We start from the raw sequence: 21,586 nt of genomic DNA on the forward strand, positions 1-21,586 counted from the left end.
ATCGTCGATGGCTGGAATGCACGTGCCGGATTCACCGCGAGGCGACACGCCCTGCTTGGTTCGAGACGCCCGCCGTTGGCGGGCTCCTCACCATGAGGGTCCGGGATTTCGTAGCCCGGATGGAGCGAAGCGTAATCCGGGACGTCTATGTCCGCGAGCGCGATCCCCGGATTTCGCTGCGCTCCATCCGGGCTACGATCGTGCTTCGCGTAGCGATGCGCCTCAGGCCGCCGCCTGTCCGAGCGCGGAGACGATGGTGTCGACGACGTCCTCGACCAGCAGGCGGTCCTCGCCCTCGCCCATGACGCGGATCACGGGCTCGGTGCCGGACGAGCGGATCAGAAGGCGGCCGTGGCCGTTGAGCCGCTTCTCGCCGTCGGAGATCGCGGATTTGACGTCGGAATCCTCGAGCGGCTTGCCGCTCTTGTAGCGGACGTTCTTCAGGATCTGCGGCAGCGGGTCGAAACGGTGGCAGACCTCCGACACCGGCCGGCGCAGCTTCTGCACCACGGCCAGCACCTGCAGCGCCGCAACGAAGCCGTCGCCGGTGGTGGCATAGTCGGACAGGATGATGTGGCCGGACTGCTCGCCGCCGAGATTGTAGCCGCCTTTCAGCATCTGCTCGAGCACGTAGCGGTCGCCGACCGGCGTGCGCACGAGATCGAGCCCCTGCCCCTTGAGGAAGCGTTCGAGGCCGAGATTGGACATCACGGTGGCGACGATGCCCGGCCGCGACAGCCGGCCGTCTTCCTTCCAGCTCTGCGCGATCACCGCGAGCAGCTGGTCGCCGTCGACGGTGTGGCCGCGCTCGTCGACCAGGATGACGCGATCGGCGTCGCCATCGAGCGCGATGCCGATGTCGGCGCGCATCTCGCGCACCTTCTTCGACAGCGTTTCCGGCGAGGTCGAGCCGCATTCCTTGTTGATGTTGAAACCGTCGGGCTCGACGCCGATCGGCACGACGTCGGCGCCCAATTCCCACAGCGCTTCCGGCACCACCCTGTAAGCGGCGCCGTTGGCGCAATCGACCACGACGCGCAGGCCGTCGAGCGAGAGATCGCGCGGCAGCGTGCGCTTGGCGAATTCGATGTAGCGGTCATGCACGCCGTCGATACGGCGGGCGCGGCCGAGGCTCGCGCTCTGAGCGAGCCGCTTGTCGAGGGATTCGTCGAGCAGCTGCTCGATCTGCTTCTCGACGTCGTCGGAGAGCTTGAAGCCCTGCGGGCCGAACAGCTTGATGCCGTTGTCCTCGAACAGATTGTGCGAGGCCGAGATCATCACGCCGAGATCGGCGCGCATCGACTTGGTCAGCATCGCCACCGCCGGCGTCGGCATCGGGCCGACCAGCAGCACGTCCATGCCGACCGAGGTAAAACCCGCGACCATCGCATATTCGATCATGTAGCCGGACAGACGCGTGTCCTTGCCGATCACGACCCGGTGGCGATGGTCACCACGCTGAAACGCAAGGCCTGCGGCCTGGCCGACCTTGAGCGCGAGCTCCGGCGTGATCAGTCCGTTGGCGCGGCCCCGGATCCCGTCCGTCCCGAAATATTTGCGGCTCATATCGTCCCCCACGCAACAACCAGGGACCCCTCTACAACTACGGGATGCCCGAAAGGGACCCGCATCCCTGATTTGCTGAGACGTTATAATGCCTTCGCGGCCAACTTGGCTTCAAAAAATGTGATTAATCATTACGGGACCGGGCCCAAGGCGCCCCGGTAACTTATTGTTAGCACTATATTTCCGGCCGACAGGGCGGAACGGAGCGGAACCCGCCCCTAGTCGGAGCGCTTCACATGGCCGTCCTGGCGGCTCGGCGCCGGCTGGGTGACGTTGACGGGATCGGACCCCGGGAAGGTCTCTTCCAGACCCTCCTCCAGCGCGTCGTCGAGATCCTGCTTCTCCTTGATCTCTTCCGGTGTCGGCTGGCCGCGCGGTTTGCTCATGGCGCCCTCCTCCCAAACGATTTGGCTGTGCATCCAACCATGCTAGATGACCCCTCGATCTTCCGATGCAAGACTTCTGAAGCAAGACTTCTGATGCAAGACGGGCCGGGGAAACGTTCATGAAGCACATCACCTGTATCGACGATCTTCGCACGCTGCATCAGCGCCGCGTGCCGAAGGCGTTCTTCGACTATTGCGACCGCGGCTCCTATGCCGAGGAAACGCTGCGCGCCAACCGCGAGGACATGCAGGCGATCAAGTTCCGCCAGCGCGTCCTGGTCGACGTCTCCAGGCGCGACACCTCGACCATGATCCTCGGCGAGTCGTCGACCATGCCGTTGATATTGGCGCCCGTCGGCCTCCTGGGCATGCAGCATGGCGACGGCGAGATTCACGCCTGTCGCGCCGCGCAGGCCGCCGGCATCCCGTTCACGCAGTCGACGATGTCGATCTGCTCGATCGAGGACATCGCCGCCAATGTCGAGAAGCCGTTCTGGTTCCAGCTCTACGTGATGAAGGACCGCGGCTTCATCAAGGAATTGATCCAGCGCGCGATGGCGGCGAAATGCAGCGCGCTCGTGCTGACCGTCGATCTCCAGGTGATCGGCCAGCGCCACCAGGACATCAAGAACGGCATGACGGTGCCGCCGGAATGGTCGCTGTCGAAGCTGATCGATTTCGCCACCAAGCCGGCCTGGGTGTCGGGCGTGCTGCAGGGCAAGCGCCGCACCTTCGGCAATCTCGCCGGTCATCTGAAGGTCAGCGACGACATCACGTCGCTGTCGACCTGGATCAACTCGCAGTTCGACACCTCGCTGAACTGGAACGACATCGAGTGGATCCGCAGCATCTGGCCGGGCAAGCTGATCCTGAAGGGCATCCTCGACGTCGAGGACGCCGAGCTCGCTGCGAAGACCGGCGCCCAGGCGCTGGTCGTCTCCAACCATGGCGGCCGTCAGCTCGACGGCGCGCCGTCCTCGATCGAGGCACTGCCGGAGATCGTCGACGCGGTCGGCTCGCAGATGGAGATCATGTTCGACGGCGGTGTCCGCTCCGGCCAGGACGTGATGCGCGCGCTCGCGCTCGGCGCAAAGTCCTGCATGATCGGCCGCGCCTACGCCCATGGCCTCGGTGCCGGCGGCCAGGCCGGCGTCGCCAAGGCGATCGACATCATCCAGAAGGAGCTGCTCACGACCATGGGCCTGTGCGGCGTCAACAGGATCGACGAGATCGACGATCACATCATTGCGGTGTGAGGCGTAGCGGCAACACCGTAGGGTGGGCAAAGCGAAGCGTGCCCACCAACTTTCGCGAAACACAGGAGCGTGGTGGGCACGGCGCAAGTGCGCCTTTGCCCACCCTACGAGTTCAGCGCTAGTCCCTCACATCGGCGGCGTAATCCCGTCGCGACCGACGTTCACCCGGTTGGCTTCCAGCGAGCCGTCCTCCTTCTTCGCCGCGCCGAAGATGATCAGCTTGGCGCCGGGCTTGATCTCGGATTTGTCGCTGGCGACGAAGGTGACGATCGGCGTATCCGGCGGCACCACCACTTTCTTCTCGCCGTCCTTGTACTTGACGGTGATGTTCTGGCCGTCGGTGCCTTCCACCGTCTGCGCCACGGTCGCGTTCGTCATGGTCGAGTTCGCGCGCGCATCCCAGGGACGAAAACCTTCGGCCGCGCCGCGCTGGTTTTCCGGGAAGATGTGCACCGCGATCGCCTTCTGCGTGCCGTCGGGCTGGGGCATGCCGGTGACGCCGATATAGGAGCCTTCCTTGATCTCCGCGAGCGACGTCTTGACCACGGCAAAGACCGCGACGTTGTCGGTCATGCGCACCTTCACGTCGCTGCCTTCGCGCGTCTTGATGCCGAGCGTGTTGCCGTCGACGCTCTCGATGGTGCCGCGGATGCGGACCGTCGGCGACTGCTGCGCCGAGGCGGAGAACATGGAAGTGACGACGAACGCGGCTACGAACAGGCGCGGCATCCAGCTTGATTTCGACATGTTGCGATTCTCCATCACATCGGTGGTGTCAGGCCGTCGAGGCCGACACTGACGCGGTTGGTTTCGAACGAGCCGTCCGGCAGCTGCTTCATGAAGGCGACGACTTTTGCGCCGGCCTTCAGCTCGGATTTGTCGCCGGGCACGAAGGTCACGACCGGCGTGTTGTCGGCGACGAACACCTTCTTCTCGCCGTCCTTGTACTTCACCAGCAGCGTATGGCCGTCATTGCCGACCACGCTCTCCGACACCGTGGCGTTGGTCATGGTGGAGTTCGGCTTGAGGTCATAGGGCCGCGAGCCCTCGCCGGTGCCGCGCATGCTCTCCGGAAACACGTGGACCTCGACCGCGTTCTGGCCGCCGTCCGGACCCGGCACCGTGGTGGCGCCGACGAAGGAGCCGACCTTGATGTCGGCGAGTGAAATTTTGGTAACGCCCGACACGTTCACGTCAGGGGCGATGCGAAGCTTGACGTCCTCGCCGCTGCGCGACTTGACCTGCATGGTGTCGCCATTGACGCTCTCGATCGTGCCGCGAACGCGCGTCGGCACCGGCGCCCTCTGCGCGACGGCATAGAGGGTGGAAGCGGCCACCATCGCGACGGCGATGAGCGGACGTGTGAAAGTTGCACGTTGAACAGGCATGACGGTCTCCGGATTGTCCCCACGGGGATAGAACTCCGGAGGTGGGGTGCTATTCGCCGTTATCCTTTCAAGTCTTTGTGAGATCGGCCTCGACCAGCGCGCGCAGCTCGGCCGTGACAGCAGGCCTTTGCCCGAACCACAGCTCGAAGCCGCGCACCGCCTGATGCAGGAGCATGCCGAGGCCGTCGGCGGTGTTCAGGCCGCGCGCTTTCGCAGCCGCCAGCAGCGGCGTCACCAGGGGAACATAGACGAGGTCGGCGACGACCGCCCCATCCGGCAGGCGCGCCACGTCGACATCGAGTGAAGGCTGGCCGTGCATGCCGAGCGAGGTCGTGTTGACGAGAAGTCTTGCGCGCGGCAGCACGTCGTTGATGCCGTCCCAGGGAATCGGATGCACGTTCGGCCCGAACTGTCTTGCCAGCGTCTCGGCGCGCGCGATGGTGCGATTGGCGAGATGGATGCGCTTGATGCCGCGTTCGAGCAGGCCGAACACGACCGCGCGCGAGGAACCGCCGGCCCCGAGCACCAATGCCTCTTCCGCGCTGTCCCAACCGGCCGCTCCGGCATCGAGATTGCCGATGAAGCCTTCGACATCGGTATTGGTCGAGCGCAGCTCGCCGTCGGCAAACCACAGCGTGTTCGCAGCGCCGACGGCCCTGGCACGCGCATCGGGCGTGGACAGCGCCAGCACGTCTTCCTTGTGCGGGATGGTGACGTTGGCGCCGACGAAGCCGCGCAGCGACAGCCGCAGCACGAAGTCGCGCAGATCCTCGGGCGGGACCGCCTCGATGACGTAACCACCCTCGATCCCGAGCGTGCGCAGCCAGTAACGATGGATCAGCGGCGAGCGCGAATGCGCGGCCGGCCATCCGATCAAACAGGCTGCGGGAGTCCTGAGCGCGGTCATCTTTCCCTCGGGTCGTGTTCGAGGCGATCCATTTCGCGTCCCGCCGGCTCTGTCAAGCGCGCGACCGCCGCATCGCCGCAGCCACGATCGCAGCCAATGCCAGCGCCGCGGCAGCGGCGAACCAGATCGCGGCGAGGTTGATCCGGGCATAGCCGAGCGCCCCGCCCGCCGCCCCCGCAACGAGCGCCGCCCACAACAGCAGGTTCGGCGCCCAATTCCAGCGCGGCCCGCCGGTGAGGCTCACCGCGAGGAACTGGCCGACCTTGACCAGCGCGCCCGTGACATAGGTGAGGCCAAGGCCCGCGCCGCCATCGATCTGGAACACGGCGTTCTCCAGGCCCATCGCGAGCACGATGGCCGCGATCGCGAGGTTCGACAGGCCGTAGGCATGGCAAAGTCCGGCACCCGCAAGCAGCCCGGTTTCAATGAGGAGCAGCCAGGGCTGCCGCTCGGCCCCGCCGCCGAGCACGACGAGGCTGCCGGCCGCAGCTCCGGCCACGAACAGCGCGATCAGGCCGAGGGCGCTGGCGGCCTGCCACCACTGCGCTTCGGCAAGGCTGACGCCGAGACGCGTGGAGTTGCCGCTCATGAACGAGACGAACAGGCCGCCGAGATGCAAGAAGCCGATGCCGTCGACATAGCCCGCCAGCATGCTGAGCGCGCAGGCCAGCGCAATATTGCGACGCGAATCCAGCATTCCCTGCACCACCGCCGTGACGCGGCAGTGTCGATCAAATCGGCCGGCTTGAGAAGTGCGCTGCCGTCAGGTCGCGGCCGCGTCATCGGCCACGGGCCGCGCCGCGCCGCCCTTGATGTCAGCGACGGCACGCGCGATCGTCGCGCGATAGCGCGCACGCGGCGGCGTCACGCCGTGGGTGAGCAGCGCGCGGCGAACCGCGGGCGACGCCCCCGTGATGAACAGCCGGATGCCGTGGCGGTGCGCCTTGACGGCGACGCGACCGAGCACGTTGGCGGCCGTCGAATCCAGGAACGGCACCGCGGCGAAATCGACCACAAGACCCTTGCGCTGGTCGGCGATGCCGTCGAGCACGTTTCCGATTGCCGAGGCGGCACCGAAGAAGAACGCACCGGTGATGCGATAGACCAGCACGTCGCGATCGATGGCGAGCGCGGGATCGTAAGGCACGCGCTCGCCATTGCCGTCATCGGGACGATCGGCGGCCACCAGCGGGGAGCGCTCCTCGATGCCCGTCATCTCCGCCATGCGGTGGATGAACAGCACCGCGCCCAGCGCGAAGCCGACCAGGATGCCTTCGGTCAGGTCGCGGAAGATGGTGAGCAGGAAGGTCGCAAGCAGCACGACGGCATCGCCCCAGGATGAGCGCAAGAGCGTCGCGAATTCGTGCTTCTCCGCCATGGTCCAGGCGACGACGACGAGCACGGCGGCCAGCGCGGCCAGCGGGATGTAGCTCGCGAGCGGCGCTGCGATCAGCATGAACAGCAGCAGGAAGACCGAATGCAGCATGCCCGCGAGCGGCCCGCGTCCGCCGGCGCGGATGTTGGTGGCGGTGCGCGCGATCAGTCCGGTGACGCAGATGCCGCCGAACAGCGCCGAGCCGATATTGGCCGCGCCTTGCGCCACCAGCTCGCAATTGGAGCGGTGACGGCGACCGGTCATGCCGTCGGCCACCACCGCCGACAGCAGCGATTCGATCGCGGCGAGCAGCGCGAAAGAGATCGCATCCGGCAGCACGGCCGTCGCCTTCGCAAGCGAGAACGCCGGCAGCGCCGGCGACGGCAATTCGCGCGGAATGCCGCCGAACCGGCTGCCGATGGTTTCGACCGGCAGCGACAGCACGGCAGTCGCGACCGCCGCGAGCACGACCGCGATCAGGATGCCGGGCCAGGACGGCCGCCAGCGCCGCAGGCCGGCGATGACGGCAATGCTGACGATCGCGACCGCGACGGCGGAGGGATTGATGGTGTGCAGGCCTGCGGCTAGCGCAACGAGTTTCGGCACGAATTCGCTGGGCTCTTTCCCAGCCAGCGTGATCCCGCCGAGATCGCGGAGCTGGCTGGCGAAGATGATCACGGCGATGCCCGCGGTGAAGCCGACCGTGACGGGGTAGGGAATGAACTTGATGTAGGTGCCGATCCGCAACAGGCCCGCGGCGATCAGGACCATGCCCGCCATCAGGGTGGCGAGGATGACGCCGTCGACGCCGTGCCGCTCCGCGGTCACCGCGACCAGCACGATGAAGGCGCCGGCGGGCCCGCCGATCTGGAAGCGACTGCCGCCGAGCAGCGACACGATGAAGCCACCGACGACAGCGGTGTAGAGCCCGCGGTCCGGCGTCACGCCCGAGGCGATTGCGATCGCCATCGACAGCGGCAGCGCGACGATGGCAACCGTCAGGCCCGCGAACACATCGGCGCGGAGATCCGCGAGGCCGTAGCCTTCGCGCCAGACGGTGACGAGCTTGGGGAGATAGAGTTCGGCAAAGGTCGGTCGACGCAGCTGATGCAGCTTGCCTGCGTGTTCGCCTGTGATGCTCATGTCCGCAGAGTGCTCCGCTGCCCACAATGCTCCGGTGCATCGTGCAGCGCGCGCGTGCGACGATGCGCTAGCTCATCCCGAGCACGATCAATGCGATCATGCTCCCACGCGGCGCGGCGGCCCCGGCTCCTTCAGGCGAACGCCCCGCCCGCCGCTGTCGCTGCGGGCCTGCTCGCCGATCAGCTCGACGCCGGCCCGGTCGAACGCCTCGACCACCTTGATCAAGGTCTCGACCACGCCGCGCACATTGCCGGTGCTGGCCTCCATCCGCTGGATGGTCGGCAGCGAAACGCCGGCGAGCTCGGCCAAGGCTTTCTGGTCAATGCCAAGCAGCGCGCGGGCTGCCCGCATCTGGAACGACGTGATCACCGTGGCCTCACGTATCAGAGTTTATAAGTGATATCTGGAGCATGTACAATGATGTAAAATACATCATTGTAGGGCGGGCGCAAGGGGTGCCCGTCCTGCCGCCTCCGCCATTGCGAGGAACTCTTGCGACGAAGCAATCCAGACCGCCTCCGCAGCCAGTCTGGATTGCTTCGCTGCGCTCGCAATGACGGAGGTTGGGCGCGGGTTCGGCCAAACGAAACACCGTGGGCGCGGAAACAGCCCCTCACCTCAGCCTCCCCCCGTAAAGAACGGGGAGAGGGAGTGAGAGAGCCGTGCTTCCCTTACATCACGCCGCGTGCTGATGCGCGGCGATGATCTGGTCGGCGGCGCGGCCGGTCACCTCGGCCATGTGGTCGAACTGACGGGTGAAGCTGCCGGCTCCGGCCGTGGCCGAACGCAGCTCGACGATGAGTTCGCCGATCTCCGCTTCCGGCATCATGGCGCGGACGCAGTCCCATTCGCTCCAGCCGTCACGGGTGTCGAAGCCGAGGATCTGGCCGCGCCGCGCCGACAGGATCGCGTTGATCTTGGCGGTGGCGTCGGTCGGGCAGACGATCTCGACCACGTGGATCGGCTCCAACAGCACCGACTGGCATTGCGGCAGGCCTTCGTTGAGTCCGACCCGCGCCGCCGTGCGGAAGGCGAGGTCGGAGGAGTCGACGCTGTGATAGGAGCCGTCGGTCAGCGTCACCTGCAGATCGGTGACGGGGAAACCGAGCGGGCCGCGCGTCAGTCCGTCGACAACGCCCTCTTCCACCGCGCCGATATAATTGCGCGGCACCGCGCCGCCGACCACTTTCTCGGTGAACTTGAAGCCCTCGCCGCGCGGCAGCGGCTTGATGTCGAGCACGACATCGCCGAACTGCCCGTGGCCGCCGGATTGCTTCTTGTGGCGGCCGCGCTGGACGATCGGCTTGCGGATGGTCTCCTGGTAGCCGATCGCGGGTGGATGCGAGGTGATCTTGACGCCGAAGCGGTCGCGCAGCCGCTCGCTCGCCACGCGCAGATGCATCTCGCCCTGGCCCCACAGCACGGTGTCGTGGGTCTGGGCGTTCATCACGACGCCGAGCGAAGGATCCTCCTCGTGCAGCCGAGCAAGGGCCTGGCCGAGCTTGACGTCGTCCTTGCGGTCGGTGGCGGCGACCGAGATCGCGAGCACCGGCGGCGTCGGCTCCGGGGCGAACAGCGCAGCCGGCGGGGACTTGCCGCTCGAGACCGTGTCGCCGGTCTTGATCGGGTCGACCTTGGCGAGCGCAACCGTGTCGCCGGCTTCGGCCGCGGCACGCTTGGTATCGTAGGCGCCGTTGACGGCGAGGATGCCGGAGATGCGGCCGCTCCCGCCGGAGGCGGATTGCAGCGTGGCTCCGTCGTCGAGATGGCCGGCGAGCAATCGCGTCAGCGACAGCTTTCCGCCGTGCTGCGAATGCAGCGTCTTGAAGACGTAGCCGAGCGCCTCCTTGCTGGCAGGCACACCGAGACGCTTTGCAGTTTCCTCGATGCCGGGCGCCTCGTGGCGCAGGGCCTTCATCAGGCGCAGCACGCCGTTTTCGCGCGCGGCGGCACCCAGCAGCACGGGGCAGATCTGCCCCTCGCGCAATTCGCGCGCGAGATCGTCGAACACCGCATCGCGCGGGGGCTGGATGTCCTCGAGCAATTGCTCCATCAGCGCGTCGTCGTGATCGGCGAGCTTCTCCAGCATCGAGAAGCGGGCCTCCTTCTCGCGATCGAGATCTCCGCCTTCGAGCGCGACCACCTCGGAGGCCTTGTGCTCGCGGTAGATGAACGCACGTTCCAGCGCGAGATCGACGAAGCCCTCGATCAGCTCGCCCTTCCAGATCGGGATCTGGCGCAGCACCAGCGGTACGCGCGAGGCGGGCTGGAGTGTCGCCAGCGTCTCGCGGATGCGCTTGTTGGCGCGGTCGATCTTGTTGAGGAACAGGAAACGCGGGATCTTCAGTTCCTCCAGCTCGCGCAGGATGATCTGAAGCTGCGGCAGCTTCTTCTCGTCGGCCTCGCAGACCACGACCGCGGCGTCGACAGCGGGAAGCGCTGCACGCATGTCGTGGGCGAACTCAACGGAACCGGGACAATCGAGGAAGGTGTAGCTGTCGCCCATGAAACTCGTGGTGGCGGCAGTCAGGCCGACGGTCATCTTGTGATGACGGGCCTCCGGGGAGGCGTCGCCGACGGATGTTCCGGCGTCGACGCTGCCGACGCGGGGTATTGCGCCCGTTCGCGCCAGTATTGCTTCGAGAAGTGTGGTTTTACCGCTTTGGAATGGGCCCACCAGTGCGATGCACCGTGGACCTCGGGGACTTCTGACGTCTTGTCCCATTCGCCGCCTCCTTGGTGTGGAGCTCGGCCCATGATTGGGTCGGCAAACGCCGATGCTCTGCCCGTCCCCGAGATTTGGCAAGCATCAAAAATCGCTGCGGTGCGTCGTTGCCGAGATCGCGTCGGACCGACGCGATCTGCACACGCGAAATTGTCAACGACCCGGACGGAGTTCCAGACTCTCGAGGCCGGCGGCGACGTTGAGGCCGACCTGGCCCTGTACGCTGAGCGGCTGGAGCGCGATCGAATTGTTGGAGCCGCCGATCAGCGCGTTGCCACCGATACCGACGCCGACCGAGGCGCTGCCCTGCGCGCCGGCATAATTGCCCGAGAGATCGCCGGGGCCGAGCCGATCGACCGGCGCGAACACGCCCCAGGCAAGTGTGGTCTCCTGGGTGATGCCGATGTCGAGGCCCACTTTACGAATGGTCGCGACGTAGCGATCTTCCGGCAAACCGTCGGCACGCAGGACGCAACCGAGATTGGTCACCGATCCCACGATGAAGCCAACGCTGGCGCCGCCGCGGCATTCGAGCACGCCGACCCGGACCATCCGCTGCTGCTGAGCGCCGCTGTTTGCGACGGAGGCAACGAGGCTGGCCGCGGCGAGCCCGGCGAGGATGAACGAACGGCGCATGAATATCTCCGGCGATGAATGTGATGCGAGCAGAGAGAGCGCCCCACCCGTGTTGCGCGATGGTCTATGCCACAAGAGCCGTGGTGGTGCCAGATCACGCGTGACGATAAGCGTGCAAACAATAAAAAGGCCCGCCGGAGGCGGGCCTTTTCGATAGGTATTTGCGACGGGCTCAGCGGAGATTACCGCAGAAGCGCTGGATGCGCTTGCAGGCGTCTTCGAGGTCCGAGGTCTTGGTCGCGTAGGAGATGCGGAACGCCGGGCCGAGGCCGAAGGCCGAGCCCTGCACCACGGCGACGCCTTCGGTCTCGAGCAACTCGGTCACGAAGGTCTCGTCATTGTCGATCACCTTGCCCGACGGCGCGGTCTTGCCGATGGTGCCGGCGCAGGAGGGATAGACGTAGAACGCACCTTCGGGACGCGGGCACTCGATGCCCTTGGCCTGGTTGAGCATGGAGACCACGAGGTCGCGGCGCTCCTTGAACACCTTGTTGTTGGCGGGGATGAAGTCCTGCGGACCGTTCAGCGCTTCGACCGCGGCCCATTGTGCGATCGACGACGGGGTTCGAGGTCGACTGCGACTGGATCGTCGACATCGCCTTGATCAGCTGCGCCGGACCGCCGGCGTAGCCGATGCGCCAGCCGGTCATGCAATAGGCCTTCGACACGCCGTTCACGGTGAGCGTGCGGTCGTAGAGTTTCGGCTCGACCTGCGCGACCGTGGTGAACTGGAAGTCATCATAGACGAGGTGCTCGTACATGTCGTCGGTCATCACCCACACATGCGGATGCCTGACCAGCACGTCGGTGAGCGCCTTCAGCTCGGTCCTGGTGTAGGCCGCGCCGGTCGGGTTCGACGGCGAGCACAGGATCACCCATTTGGTCTTCGGCGTAATCGCACGCTCGAGCGCCTCGGCCTGGAGCTTGAAGCCGGTCGCGGCGGTGCAGACCACCGGCACCGGCTCGCCGCCGGCGAGCGCCACCATCTCGGGATAGCTGACCCAGTACGGCGCGGGGATGATCACCTCGTCGCCCGGATTGATGGTCGCCATCAGCGCGTTGTAGAGCACCTGCTTGCCGCCGGTGCCGACGATGATCTGGTTCGGCTTGTAGGCCACGCCGTTCTCGCGCTGAAACTTGCCGATGATGGCTTCCTTCAGCTCGGGAATGCCGTCGACGGCGGTGTACTTGGTCTTGCCGGCTTCGATGGCATGGATCGCAGCCAGCTTGATGTTGGCGGGCGTGTCGAAGTCGGGCTCGCCGGCACCGAGGCCGATGACGTTGCGGCCCGCCGCTTTCAGCGCACGTGCTTTATCCGTGACCGCGATGGTCGCGGACGGCTTCACACGGTCGAGCGCAGCGGCAAGGAAGGACATCGTCATCTCCTGACAAGCGTCGTGAACCCTTTGGCCTCACGACTCCGATTGTGGGAATGAGCCACCCTAAAACGTGTGCCGCTGCGCCGCAAGAAACTTCGGCCCGATCTCGAAAAAGTTTACGGATCTGGAGCGCTTCTAGGCGCGTTTTCCCGCAATTTTCCGTAACTTTGCCGCCGGAATCCCTCATATCCGGCAAGGCCTGTCCTCGGAGCAATTTGGCGCGTTGCGCGCCGCCATGAAGCTGACGGCAGTCTGACGCTCGAGAGGACACTTGAGACAACCTTTGAGCGACTTGCTTTGAAAGACTTGGACCCGTCAGCAGCCGAGGCGATCACGACCGTTCAATCGTCCTGCACGAACGTGCGGCCGCGATGCGTCCGCGCGCTGACGCAAGCGTGATCTGATTTGTAGCGTCGCGCGAAAATGATCTTCCGCGGCATTGCAGTGCGGTAGGGTTTTCGAGTTTTTCTATGGCGCGGGTCTTGCGGCGGATTCGCAACGGCATCATTGTTTGGCCGCGGTACTGGGCAACGAGTACCGCGCCTTCCCGTTTTCGGAACGAACTCCCAGAATGTACAAGCTCTATTCGATGCAACGCTCCGGCAACAGCTACAAGGTCCGCCTTGCGCTGGCCCTGTTGAACGTGCCTTACGAAGCAGTCGAAGTGGACATTCTGCGCGGCGAGAGTCGCACGCCGGACTTTCTGACCAAGAACCCGTCGGGCCAGGTGCCGCTGCTCGAGGTCGGCGACGACCGCTATCTCGCCGAGTCCAACGCCATCCTCTGGTACGTCGCGGTCGGCACGCCGCTTGCGCCCGAGAACCGCATTGACCGCGCCGAGGCGCTGCAATGGATGTTCTTCGAGCAGCACGCGCTCGAGCCGAACATCGGCGCCGCCTATTTCTGGCTGTCGCTGGTCAAGGGCGGCCGCGATCTCCAGACCCACTCCCTGGAAGACTGGATGGAGCGCGGCTATGGCGCGCTCCAGGTGATGGAAAACCACCTCAAGACCAACGCCTATTTCGCCGCCCGCCAGCTCACGGTCGCCGACATCGCGCTCTACGGCTACACCCACCTCGCCGAGCGCTGCGACTTCGACCTCTCGACCTTCCCGGCGATCCGGGACTGGCTGAAGCGCGTGGAAGCTGCACCCGGCTTCGTGGCGATGGACTGGCGGCCGGCCGACGTCGACGACCCCGCCAGCATCGCGGCGGGCGCCTGACGGCGCGCTGGCCCCGGGAATAGCGGGCATAAGGGCAGCCTATGCCGCATTCTCGCCATTTTCGACGCTATGGCCGCCCCAATATTGCCGGTTGAAACGGGGAAATTGTTCGAGTCGCGGGTGATTCGCTCGCACGTTGAAGGATTTAGACCATGATTCGGGCGTCCGGCACGGCAGGCTTTCGGGGCCAAACCGTTACCGTTTCGTCTTCCCGGCTGACCAACGCGGTCGTGGCCTCGCTCGCCGTCGCCGCGCTCTCGCTGTGCCTGATCGTCACCCTGACGGTGCTGTCGACCAAGGCGACCATGGCGATGGGCCTGCCGGTCTGATCCCCGTTTCATCCCGGACCCGCCTTCAAGGTGCCACGCGGCCCGCGCCGACCGGCATCGCGACAGGACACCGATGAAATCGCCTGTGGTAGTCGTTGCAATCACCCTGACTGCGGCCATCCTGGTCGCGGCATCGCTGTTGATTTTCACCGGGGTGCGCAAGAGCTCCGGGACGTCGACGCTGAATGCGCCGGCGCAGCAGCAGCGCCTCAGGCACGCGCATTTGGCCTAAAATCATGCGAAAGCTTTGCCCTTGCCGGCAAGTGCTCCTTAAGCGCACCGCATGAAATCGCATCGCATGGGCGCAACGATCGGCCAGTGTTGCGGCCTTACCTCGTTCGGGAGGAGCGAGACTGGCCCATGCGGTTTGGATGGCGTGCGATCTCCGGTCCGGCGCTGACAGCGGCAATTGCGCTGCTGGCGATCCTGCTCGATCGCTATATCCACGTTCCCTCGCCTGCCCCCCTGTTCGTCTGCATCGTGGCGCTCGCCGGCTCGCTATCGGGTCTCGCTTCCGCCATGACCAGCGCTGCCGTCGCCGTGATCGGCGCGGCGTTGTTCTTTCTGGCCCATCGAGCCCTGCCGGGCTATGCGACGGCGGATCTGGTCCGGCTCGGCCTCCTCGCCGTGACGACTGCCGGCACCGCCGCAATCACCGGCCTGATGCGCGAGCGGCTGCTCGGCACATTCGCCGCCGAGCGCCAGAGCCACGCCACCGCCGCGCGGCTGTCGGCCGCGCTCGACCAGGTCGATATCGGCATCGTGCTGCTCGACGCCGAAACGCGTGCCGAATTCATCAACCGCGCATTTCGCGACTATTTTGCGCTGCCGGACGAAGTGGCCGACGGCAAGCCGCCCTTCATTGCGCTGATGTATCACGGCCGCGACACCGGCGCGTTCGAGCTGCCCGAGGATGAGCTTGGCACCTTCATCGCGCAGCGGATGCAAATGGTGCGGATCGGCGATGCCAGGCCGATCAACATCGCCTTGCGCAATGGCGAGGTGCTGCGCTTCGTCTGCGCCGTCCTGCCCGATGGCGGGCGCATGCTGAGCTACACGCCCGTGACCGACCTCGTACGCCACACCGACCCGCCCGCGCGCGCCGAGTACTACCGCTCGCTGCGCGATCCCGCGGGCCGCAGGCTGATGCGGTACTTGCGCGTCGCGGAGTGATGCGACGGCGCGATTGATCGGCAGTGCGATCATCACGTATGAAGGACGCTTCATCGTCTTGCGTCCTCCGAGATCGCGGAAACCCACATGTCGCTCACCATTCGCTCCGTCACGAAACAGGACTACGATCAATGGCTGCCGTTGTGGGATGGCTATAACGCTTTCTACGGCCGCTCCGGCCCGACCGCGCTGGCGCCCGAAATCACGCGGATGACGTGGCAGCGCTTCTTCGATGGCTATGAGCCGGTGCATGGGCTGGTCGCCGAGAGCGACGGCAAGCTGCTCGGCATGACGAACTATCTGTTTCACCGCAGCACCACGGCGATCGAACCGTCCTGCTATCTGCAGGACCTGTTCACGCTGGAGGCCTCGCGCGGCAAGGGCGTCGCCTCAGCGCTGATCTACGGCGTCTACGAGCGCGCAAAGCTCGCGGGGTCCCCGCGGGTCTACTGGCAGACGCACGAGACCAACGTCACGGCGCAGAGCCTGTACGACAAGGTCGCCGAGCGCTCCGGCTTCATCGTCTATCGCAAGATCTTCTGATCGCGGCAGCCGCGGAGTCCCTGTGGATAACTCTGCCTGTCACCCGCGCGTAACATAGCGGGACTACGTTGCACCTGCGTCTGATCAGGCCCCCCGTCACCGATCAAGCGCCCCAAAGCGGTCCCCGTCAGTCGCCGCGTCTGACAGGGGCCGCATTTTTTTGCCTTCAGTTCCCGGCAGCATGGCAGCAACGCAAGGCGACGCCTTGCCGCTAGCGGGCAGCGCGGCCACAATGGCCCGCTTTCTCCTGACAGGACCTCCCATGGAAATTCGTAATCTCGGCGCCTCCGGCCTCCGCGTGTCCGCGGTCGGGCTCGGCTGCAACAATTTCGGCCAGCGCATCGACCTCGAGGCCTCGCGCAAGGTGATCCACCGCGCGCTCGATCTCGGCATCACGCTGTTCGACACTGCCGACATCTATTCGGCCATGGGCGGCTCGGAAAATGTGCTCGGCGCCGTGCTGGGCGATCGCCGCAAGGACATCGTGCTGGCGACGAAATACTCCAAGCCGATGGCGGAGGACGGAACCAAGCAGGGCGCCTCGCGCCGCTACATCATGGCGGCCGTGGACGCGAGCCTGAAGCGGCTGAAGACCGATTACATCGATCTCTACCAGCAGCACGATTACGACCCGCTGACGCCGATCGAGGAGAGTCTTCGCGCGCTCGACGATCTCGTCCGCCATGGCAAGGTCCGCTACATCGGCAACTCCAACTTTCCGGCGTGGCGGATTGCGGAAGCGGAGTATGTCGCGCGCGCGATGAATGTCAGCCGCTTCGTCTCCTGCCAGGACGAATATTCCCTGGTCGTGCGCGACATCGAGAAGGACCTGCTGCCGGCAGCAACGGAATACAAGCTCGGCCTGTTGCCGTTCTTCCCGCTCGCAAGCGGACTTCTGACCGGCAAATACAAAAAGGGTGAGTCTGCACCCGGCGACACCCGCTTTGGCCAAACTCCGCGACTGCGCGACCGCTATGTCACCCCGCGCAACGAGGCGATCGTCGAGAAGCTGCAGGCCTTTGCGCAAGCGCGCGGTCACTCGATGCTCGAGCTCGCCTTCTCCTGGCTCGCCGGCCGCCCGCAGGTCTCGAGCGTCATCGCGGGCGCCACCCGCGTCGAGCAGATCGAGCAGAACGTCAAGGCGATCGCGTGGAAGCTCAGCGCCGATGAGATGGCGGAGATCGACAAGATCACCCAGGGCTGATGTTTAAAGCGCGGCGCGTTACTTCGCGCCGCGTCCCACCGTCTGCATCACCTCAAAGCCCTCGAACTGGGGATGGCCGAGATAGAGCGGCTTGTTATCGCCAGCGCGCTGATGCGCCGCGCGAAACGCCTCCGACTTGGTCCACGCCTCGAACGCGGCATGGTTCGCCCAGATGGTGTGCGAGGCATAGAGCGTGTGGTCCTCGAGCTCGGGACCGCGCAGCAGATGGAATTCGACGAAGCCCGGCACCCCGTCGAGAAACGTGTCGCGCGAGAGCCAGACCTGTTCGAAAGCGGCTTCAGAGCCCTTGGCGACGCGGAAGCGGTTCATGGCGATGTACATGCGGGTGATCTCCTGATGCTCGGCTCATCATGTCGTCATTCCGGGACGCACCGCAAGACACGGGCCCGGAATGACGGTGGCTGTTATTACGCCACCAATCCCTTCATCGGCCGCGCTGCGGCGCTGTCCGGGAATACGGTTTCAGCCAGCACGCGATCGGACAGGCCGAACTGTCCCTGCAGCACTCCCTTGATCACGGAGCGCAAGTCCGTGGTGGGCTTGAGGTCGCGTCCCTCATACAAGTTCGCGAGCTTGAGACCGGGCCAGTCGGAGATGACGCGGCCGCCTTTCACCGCGCCGCCGGCGAGCAGCGCGATCGTTCCCGTGCCGTGATCGGTGCCGTCGGTGCCGTTGATGCGCGCGGTGCGGCCGAACTCGGTGGCGACGACGATTGCGGTGTCGCGCCAGCGCTCGCCAAGGCCGCTTTCGAACTCGGCGAGCGCGCCATCGAGGCCGCCGAGCAGGAAGGCCAGACGCCCGACCGGACCGCCTTCATTGGCATGCGTATCCCAGCCGTCGAAGGCGAGCGCGGCGATGCGCGGGCCGTCATCGGCCGCCATCAGCTTTGCGGCGCCGCGCGCGACCTGGCGCATCTGCGCAACCTGGTTGCCGGGTTTCGGCTTCATGTCGTCGCCGCTCGCTGCCTTCTCCAACTGGAGGCCCTGCGACAGCGCGGAGGCCAGCGCGGGATCGCGGTGACGGTAGAGATCGACGAGGCGCATGGCGGTGTCGTCGTCGGCTTGCGGCAGCGCCACCGGCGCCCAGCCGACGGTCGGCGCATTGCCGCGCAAGACCAGCGGCGTGGTCGGACCGACCGCGAGCCCACTCGACACACGCTCGCCGCGCGGCAGCGCTTCGAGCGCGCGATTGAGCCAGCCCGATTGAACGCGGCCGGGACCGGCATAACCGCTTTCGAGCACGTCCTGGCCATCGAAATGCGAGCGGTCGCGATAGGGCGTCGCCACCGCATGGATCACCGCGGCATGCATGTCGCGATACATGCGCGCGAACTCCGGCATCGCCGGATGCAGCGCGAAAAAAGTATCGAGCATGATCGCGGGATGCGCGCCGTCGGCGGCAAGCGCGATCGAGCCGTGAAGGCCGGCATAATCGGGATCGCCAAGCGGCGCGACGGTCGAGAGCCCGTCGAGCGCGCCGCGCAGGATCACCACGATCAAGCGCGGATCGCGCCCGCCGGCCGCGCGGGCGAATTTCGGCAAATAGGCCCAGGCCGCGAAGGACGCGCCGCCGAGCAGGAGGCCGCGGCGCGAGGTGAGGAGCCGGTTCTCGACGCAGTCGATCATCATCATCTCCTCTGCATTTCCGGCGACATCAGCAGCAGTGCCAGCGCCTGCTGCCGCGACTCCGCGCGCTCGATGGTTTTGCGCGTCTCGATCGAGGCCGCATCCGCAGCCGCGAACTCCAGCAGGTCGAGCGGATCGATGTTGTTACCGAGCCGCGCGCCCATCTGTGCCGCGATGTCGAGCCGGAGCTTGATGCCTTCGGGTGCGGCCCAGGCCGCGCTGGTATCCGGAAAACCGTTCGGCCCGGCCGGCGACCACAGTGGCTGGCCGAGCAGGTTCAGGTTATTGAGATAGCCACCGGGATCCTCCGGCACGCGCGCGAGCAGCCGTCCGCTCGCGACCACGAAGTCGTAAGGCGAGCGCATCTTCGTCAGCGGCGCCTTCCAGGCCTCGTCGGAATCGACTAGCGCAACAGCCATTGCCTTGAGATCACCGTCGGTCTTGACGAAGACGTCGCGCAATCGCGCAACGAGCGCCGGCGGCGGATCGTCGGCAACGAAATGGCGGACGAATTTGGTGGCGATGAAATTGGCGGTCGAGGGATGGCGCGAGATGTCGGCGAGCGCGGCCTCGCCTTGCGCAAGGCCGGTCGGCCCGTAGGTCTTGCCGAGCAGCATTTGCGGCCCGGGCTGGTGCGCGTTGGCGTTGAACGCGAAGGAGCCGGGCGTTCCCAGCTGCCCCTGCCGTCCGGCAAAGGTCCAGCCGGTGATGATGCGCGCGAGCGAGGTGACGTCGTCCTGCGTGTAGCCGCCGCCGACGCCGAGCGTATGCAGCTCCATGATCTCGCGCGCGAGATTTTCGTTCAGCCCGCGCTTGCGGTTTTGCCCGGCGCGCGAGTCCGGCCCGAGCGATTGCTGGTTGTCGAGGAAGAACAGCATCGCCGGATGCTGCTCGACCGCCCTCAGCATGTCGGCGAAGCGCCCGAGCACATGCGGCCGGATCGCCTCGCGCTCGAACGCGCCGGCCCAGATCCGCGCCAGCTCGCCCTTGCTCGCGGAGATGCAGAAATGGTTGGACCAGAACACCACCAGCCGCTCGGTGAAGCCGCACTCGACCAGCGTCGCGCGTTGCAAGCGCGCCAGCGCCTCGGCGCGAAAGGTTTTCTGGATCACGTTGAGCGGCTGCGGCGCGGGCTTGGCGGCAGGGGGTGCGGCAGCGCTGGGCTGCATGGCGTCCGGTTTCGCCGCATTGTCGGCGGGCTTGGCCTCGGCCATCTGGCCGGCGATCTCGGTCGCGGCCGCGTTCAGCGAAAGATTGCGGCGCAGCCCCGGCTTCTGATCGGCCGGTGCCTGCTGCGACCCTTCGGCGGGCGCAGCGGCCTTCGCGGCCTCGCGCGCCTGCTTGACCTGGTCCTGATAGGCGAACACGGCCTGCCCGAGTTGCGGCGTCGATTGCAGCCCCGGCGCTTCCAGCAGCACGCCGTTGGGGCGGGCGAGTTCCGCCTTCACGAAGCCGCGCGGATCGGACGCCGCGTTGACGAGATCGCCGGACGCCCCGCCGCGCGCTCCGAAACCGAAACGGTTGAGCGCGACGAGGGCAGCTTGCGAATCGCGGGCCATCGATGTGTCCTTCGCGCGTTGCCAACCGCTTTCCGAGTCTGAGCGCAGCGCCTAATATACCGTAGCGGGAGATGAACCCGGCATGAAAATGACGGCGCAGCGTTTGGGCAAATCATGACAAATCCGAAAGAATTTCCCTCCGATTTTCCCTTGCCGGAACCGCGCCGCCTCGCCTGCTCCCGTTGCGGCACCGAGTTCGGCTGCGATCTCTCGGGAAACTGCTGGTGCGCGGAGGAAACGGCGCGGCTGCCGATGCCAGTCAAGGGCGAGGATTGTTTGTGCCGGGAATGTCTGAGGAAGGCGGCGGCAGAAGCGCGTAGCCCGGATGGAGCGCAAGCGTAATCCGGGAATCCTTCCGCGGGCACCAATCCCGGATTTCGCTGCGCTCCATCCGGGCTACGAAGCTACACCGCGTGCCCCGGCGACTTCCGCGCCATGCCGTCGAACGCGTCGAGCAGTTTTTCGCGCCACGCATAGACGGGATCATCCACTTCCAGCAGCCTGAACGGGCTCACCACACGCGCCCATTGAAAACCGCCGAACACGATATAGTCGGCATAGTTCGGCGCGCTGCCGCCGAGATAGGCCTGCGTCTTGAACGTCTGCCGCATTACTTCGAGCGACTTGCGGAACGCGACGACGCCGGTCTCGCGGCTCGCCTGGACCTCTTCCAGGGGCTTGCCGAACCGCGCCTCACGCGACTGGCGGAAATAGGCGGCGTCGACCTGGCCGAGGTTTTTCGGGATGTCGGCGACGATCAGCAGAGAGAGGCCGCCGACGATGGCGATGTCGCCCCAGGCATTGAGCATGCGCGCCATGGCGCGGCCGCCCTCGCCGCCGAACAGCGACGGCTGGTCTGGAAAATTGTCTTCGAGATAGTTCGCGATCGCCCAGGAATCGATCACGGGCTTGTCATGATGCAGGAGCACCGGGACCTTCTCCGAGCCGTGCGGCGAAATCGCGCCCTTCTCGGTGAAGCGCCAGGGCAGCGATTCCGCCGACAGGCCCTTGTGCGCCAGCGCCATCCGCGTGCGCCAGCAATATGGGCTGAACGGGCGCGCAGCATCGGTACCGACGAGTTCGAAGAGCTTGAGCGACATGAAAGGCCTTCCCTGCCAGACCCTCATCCTGAGGAGCGCGGAACGCGCG

General features: G+C 65.9%; 22 protein-coding genes and 1 pseudogene. 8 read left to right on the forward strand and 15 right to left on the reverse strand.

From position 1 onward, the window contains the following. Positions 1-222 precede the first annotated feature (222 nt). Both glmM and ACVJ5M_RS41015 read right to left on the reverse strand, forming a co-directional pair. Complete coding sequence (gene glmM / locus ACVJ5M_RS41010; RefSeq protein WP_063985528.1) at positions 223-1,566, reverse strand: phosphoglucosamine mutase; 1,344 nt, start codon at positions 1,564-1,566, stop codon at positions 223-225. A 218-nt stretch (positions 1,567-1,784) separates the two neighbouring features. After that, complete coding sequence (locus ACVJ5M_RS41015) at positions 1,785-1,952, reverse strand: hypothetical protein (RefSeq protein WP_166103414.1); 168 nt, start codon at positions 1,950-1,952, stop codon at positions 1,785-1,787. 119 nt (positions 1,953-2,071) lie between these two features. Between ACVJ5M_RS41015 and ACVJ5M_RS41020 the strand changes: the two genes are divergently transcribed. After that, entirely contained in the window at positions 2,072-3,208 is a 1,137-nt protein-coding gene (locus ACVJ5M_RS41020) for an alpha-hydroxy acid oxidase (protein ID WP_014492050.1), read from the forward strand. 126 nt (positions 3,209-3,334) lie between these two features. On the opposite strand, the gene ACVJ5M_RS41025 is transcribed toward ACVJ5M_RS41020, so the two are convergent. From ACVJ5M_RS41025 to ACVJ5M_RS41065, 9 genes and pseudogenes are all read right to left on the reverse strand, one after another. Next, positions 3,335-3,955, reverse strand: coding sequence for a single stranded DNA-binding domain-containing protein (locus ACVJ5M_RS41025; RefSeq protein ID WP_063986692.1), 621 nt, complete (start codon positions 3,953-3,955; stop codon positions 3,335-3,337). 14 nt (positions 3,956-3,969) lie between these two features. Beyond that, complete coding sequence (locus tag ACVJ5M_RS41030) at positions 3,970-4,596, reverse strand: hypothetical protein (RefSeq protein WP_028151813.1); 627 nt, start codon at positions 4,594-4,596, stop codon at positions 3,970-3,972. Between the two features lie 67 nt (positions 4,597-4,663). Beyond that, positions 4,664-5,503, reverse strand: coding sequence for a shikimate dehydrogenase (locus ACVJ5M_RS41035; RefSeq protein WP_063985530.1), 840 nt, complete (start codon positions 5,501-5,503; stop codon positions 4,664-4,666). Between the two features lie 52 nt (positions 5,504-5,555). Continuing rightward, complete coding sequence (locus ACVJ5M_RS41040; RefSeq protein WP_063985531.1) at positions 5,556-6,200, reverse strand: YoaK family protein; 645 nt, start codon at positions 6,198-6,200, stop codon at positions 5,556-5,558. Between the two features lie 66 nt (positions 6,201-6,266). Next, positions 6,267-8,021 (reverse strand): SulP family inorganic anion transporter, encoded by a 1,755-nt coding sequence (locus ACVJ5M_RS41045; RefSeq protein WP_063985532.1) that lies wholly within the window; start codon positions 8,019-8,021, stop codon positions 6,267-6,269. Positions 8,022-8,117: 96 nt separating this feature from the next. Next, the gene (locus ACVJ5M_RS41050; RefSeq protein WP_014492044.1) at positions 8,118-8,390 is read right to left on the reverse strand and encodes a helix-turn-helix domain-containing protein; all 273 of its coding nucleotides are present in this window, start codon (positions 8,388-8,390) and stop codon (positions 8,118-8,120) included. A gap of 307 nt (positions 8,391-8,697) precedes the next feature. Then, positions 8,698-10,746: an elongation factor G gene (locus ACVJ5M_RS41055; RefSeq protein WP_354100174.1), complete on the reverse strand. Its 2,049-nt coding sequence runs from the start codon at positions 10,744-10,746 to the stop codon at positions 8,698-8,700. A 153-nt stretch (positions 10,747-10,899) separates the two neighbouring features. Then, entirely contained in the window at positions 10,900-11,382 is a 483-nt protein-coding gene (locus ACVJ5M_RS41060) for a DUF992 domain-containing protein (RefSeq protein WP_063985534.1), read from the reverse strand. A 172-nt stretch (positions 11,383-11,554) separates the two neighbouring features. Further along, positions 11,555-12,758 (reverse strand): annotated as a pseudogene (locus ACVJ5M_RS41065) (pyridoxal phosphate-dependent aminotransferase). 574 nt (positions 12,759-13,332) lie between these two features. Between ACVJ5M_RS41065 and ACVJ5M_RS41070 the strand changes: the two are divergent. The 6 genes from ACVJ5M_RS41070 (at position 13,333) to ACVJ5M_RS41095 (ending at position 17,232) form a co-directional block, all read left to right on the forward strand. Next, entirely contained in the window at positions 13,333-13,983 is a 651-nt protein-coding gene (locus ACVJ5M_RS41070; protein WP_063985535.1) for a glutathione S-transferase family protein, read from the forward strand. A gap of 152 nt (positions 13,984-14,135) precedes the next feature. Further along, a complete protein-coding gene (locus ACVJ5M_RS41075; RefSeq protein ID WP_187387820.1) occupies positions 14,136-14,312 on the forward strand; it encodes a hypothetical protein in 177 nt (58 codons plus the stop codon). Positions 14,313-14,397: 85 nt separating this feature from the next. Beyond that, positions 14,398-14,544, forward strand: a complete 147-nt coding sequence (locus ACVJ5M_RS41080; RefSeq protein ID WP_162137015.1) for a hypothetical protein — start codon at positions 14,398-14,400, stop codon at positions 14,542-14,544. A gap of 128 nt (positions 14,545-14,672) precedes the next feature. Beyond that, positions 14,673-15,485, forward strand: a complete 813-nt coding sequence (locus ACVJ5M_RS41085) for a PAS-domain containing protein (protein WP_063985536.1) — start codon at positions 14,673-14,675, stop codon at positions 15,483-15,485. An 87-nt stretch (positions 15,486-15,572) separates the two neighbouring features. Then, complete coding sequence (locus ACVJ5M_RS41090) at positions 15,573-16,028, forward strand: GNAT family N-acetyltransferase (protein ID WP_014492036.1); 456 nt, start codon at positions 15,573-15,575, stop codon at positions 16,026-16,028. 262 nt (positions 16,029-16,290) lie between these two features. Further along, positions 16,291-17,232, forward strand: coding sequence for an aldo/keto reductase (locus tag ACVJ5M_RS41095; RefSeq protein WP_063985537.1), 942 nt, complete (start codon positions 16,291-16,293; stop codon positions 17,230-17,232). Positions 17,233-17,250: 18 nt separating this feature from the next. Here ACVJ5M_RS41095 and ACVJ5M_RS41100 read toward each other — a convergent pair whose 3' ends face one another. The 3 genes from ACVJ5M_RS41100 to ACVJ5M_RS41110 all read right to left on the reverse strand — a co-directional run bounded on the left by ACVJ5M_RS41100 (position 17,251) and on the right by ACVJ5M_RS41110 (position 20,437). Then, positions 17,251-17,574 (reverse strand): antibiotic biosynthesis monooxygenase family protein, encoded by a 324-nt coding sequence (locus ACVJ5M_RS41100; RefSeq protein ID WP_028151824.1) that lies wholly within the window; start codon positions 17,572-17,574, stop codon positions 17,251-17,253. An 86-nt stretch (positions 17,575-17,660) separates the two neighbouring features. After that, positions 17,661-18,878, reverse strand: coding sequence for a DUF1501 domain-containing protein (locus ACVJ5M_RS41105; protein ID WP_063986693.1), 1,218 nt, complete (start codon positions 18,876-18,878; stop codon positions 17,661-17,663). Positions 18,879-18,880: 2 nt separating this feature from the next. Continuing rightward, the gene (locus ACVJ5M_RS41110) at positions 18,881-20,437 is read right to left on the reverse strand and encodes a DUF1800 domain-containing protein (RefSeq protein ID WP_063985538.1); all 1,557 of its coding nucleotides are present in this window, start codon (positions 20,435-20,437) and stop codon (positions 18,881-18,883) included. 114 nt (positions 20,438-20,551) lie between these two features. Between ACVJ5M_RS41110 and ACVJ5M_RS41115 the strand changes: the two genes are divergently transcribed. Then, positions 20,552-20,779, forward strand: coding sequence for a cysteine-rich CWC family protein (locus ACVJ5M_RS41115; protein WP_084795306.1), 228 nt, complete (start codon positions 20,552-20,554; stop codon positions 20,777-20,779). A gap of 62 nt (positions 20,780-20,841) precedes the next feature. On the opposite strand, the gene ACVJ5M_RS41120 is transcribed toward ACVJ5M_RS41115, so the two are convergent. After that, positions 20,842-21,537 carry a glutathione S-transferase family protein gene (locus ACVJ5M_RS41120; RefSeq protein WP_063985539.1) on the reverse strand — a complete coding sequence of 232 codons (696 nt, stop codon included), beginning with the start codon at positions 21,535-21,537 and terminating at the stop codon, positions 20,842-20,844. Positions 21,538-21,586 lie beyond the last annotated feature (49 nt).

Source organism: Bradyrhizobium sp. S3.7.6, assembly GCF_054061875.1.